The 1,866-nt window shown below is 68.1% G+C and carries 1 protein-coding gene and 1 pseudogene; both read left to right on the top strand.

What is annotated here, in order from left to right; all coding sequences use genetic code 11:
• Positions 1 to 144: 144 nt before the first annotated feature.
• Positions 145 to 666, top strand: a complete 522-nt coding sequence (locus B5X82_RS26080; RefSeq protein WP_079651174.1) for a hypothetical protein — start codon at positions 145 to 147, stop codon at positions 664 to 666.
• Between the two features lie 842 nt (positions 667 to 1,508).
• Positions 1,509 to 1,866: pseudogene (locus B5X82_RS27185) on the top strand (hypothetical protein); the annotation flags it as partial.

The following is a 1,866-nucleotide window of genomic DNA, read 5'->3' as shown; positions in this document are numbered from 1 at the left end:
ACCGCGCCGACCGGACCGGCAGGACCTCTCGCCCCGGTCACCAACCTGCTCGGTGGCCTGCTGGGCAGGGGCTCCTGACCGCCTCCCGGCCCGCCCCCCAATGGGCGGGCCGGGAGCAACCCCTACATCAGAGGCGTCCATCAGATGCTCAACGATATTTCACCTAAACATGACGATCGCGATCTCGATGGGGAGACAATAGGGCGACGCTCTTCCTCGCCGATGCATTTTCGCTCCTGCCGCCTTCTGTCGAGGGGGGACTGCATCGTCGATCTCTATGACGACAACGGCTTTCGCATGGACGGTATGGATGGCCCGGCCGGTCGACTCCACGTCGGGTCCATCGTCCGTCTCGACCTGCCGCTGATCGGTCAGCGCAACGCTCGGGTGCTGTGGATCCAGGCGGGGCAGGCCTGCTGCCGACTGCTCGTTCCGCTCACCGAGAGCGAATTGCGGGCGTCGGTCGGCGAAAGCCGTCCGGCCCCGCCGCCGACCGTCCACCCGGTCGAAGGAGGAGTGGTCGAACCGGCGGAGATCATGCGAATCCCGACCGGGCCCACGCTGCTGCCCGCCTCGCCGGTTGGCGACAGGATCGACCGCCTGGTGATCCTCGGCCTCACCCTCGTGCTGGCGACATGGGTCGCGCTGTATATCCTGCCCCTCTGATCCCCTTTCAGGGATTGCCCCAAGGAACGCTTCGGAGAAGCTTTGCTCCCGGCAAAATCTCCGGTCTGTCCGTCCACCCCAAGCGGACCTGGCGGCGTTCATTGTTCAGCGGGGCGGGATCGTATCCGTAGCATTGCTTACCCCCTGACGGGGCTCGATACCGCCGCCGCTCCCAAAGAGCGGCGGCGGTTTTGTTTGGAGGACGGCGAAGCCGCGCGGCGATTTCGCATCCGGTTTGAACCTGACGCGCTCCGCATCGGCGGCCGCCTGTTTGCGGAGGCTCGTCACCGCGATTTCGGGCTTCAGCCGGCCATGATCCGAACTTTGCGAATCCGCAAAACCGGCTTGCGGCGATCGATCGAGAGCCCGCTTTTCCGGGGCATCGCCACCCCCACAGGATCGACCCGGATGCCGCCGCATCGGTTTCTATTGGGCGCCGGGAATCATCTTCCCCCTGCCTAGAAAGGATGCGTCGCCTTTCGTCACGCGACGTCATTGGGGTAAAGATCATGTCGAATTCCAGCCATTCGCATCCTGTCCGGGGACGCCTGCTGAGCGCGAGCGCCCTGTCGATCCTGCTTCTCACCTCCGCCTGCTCCGACGGCGTGGGGTTCGATATCGGCAAGGGCGCCGGCCCGACCTCGCCGAGCGGCCCATCGGGGCCGAGCGGTCCGTCGGGACCGAGCGGTCCTTCCGGCCCAAGTGGTCCTTCCGGTCCTGGCGGTCCTTCCGGCCCGAGTGGCCCTTCCGGGCCGAGCGGCCCGTCTGGTCCTACCGGCCCTTCCGGCCCCAGCGGTCCGTCTGGTCCGAGCGGCCCCAGCGGCGCAGCGCCGACTACGCCGGTGGGCATCTCGATCGGCGGCACCTCGCCGCTGGGCCCGACCGGATCGGGCACGCTGATCGGCGCCAATGTCCTGCCGGGCGATAAGCCCTCGACCGGGACCCTGGCCACCGTCGACGTCCTGACCGGCGATGGCACCGTCGCCGACGTCAAGCTGCCCACCACCACCGATGCCGTGCGGAAGGGATTGGCCCCCGTCGGGTCGCTGGTCGGTGCGGTCGCCGGCAAGCCGGTCGGCAATGTCGTCACCGGGCTGACGGACCAGCTCGCGCCGACATTGAGCCCGGTCACCGGCGCGGTCGACGGCATCCTGTCGCCGGTGCTGGGCGCGGCCAACAATGCGCTCTCGCCGCTCACCG

This window comes from Rhizorhabdus histidinilytica (genome assembly GCF_900167915.1).
Taxonomy (GTDB): domain Bacteria; phylum Pseudomonadota; class Alphaproteobacteria; order Sphingomonadales; family Sphingomonadaceae; genus Rhizorhabdus; species Rhizorhabdus histidinilytica.
Note: the sequence above shows the minus strand (reverse complement) of the source record. Positions and strands in the feature narration are given on the sequence as shown.

Excerpts from the sequence above, each read along its gene's own strand:
- B5X82_RS26080 (WP_079651174.1), top strand. The coding sequence starts at position 145 with ATGCTCAACGATATTTCACCTAAACATGACGATCGCGATCTCGATGGG.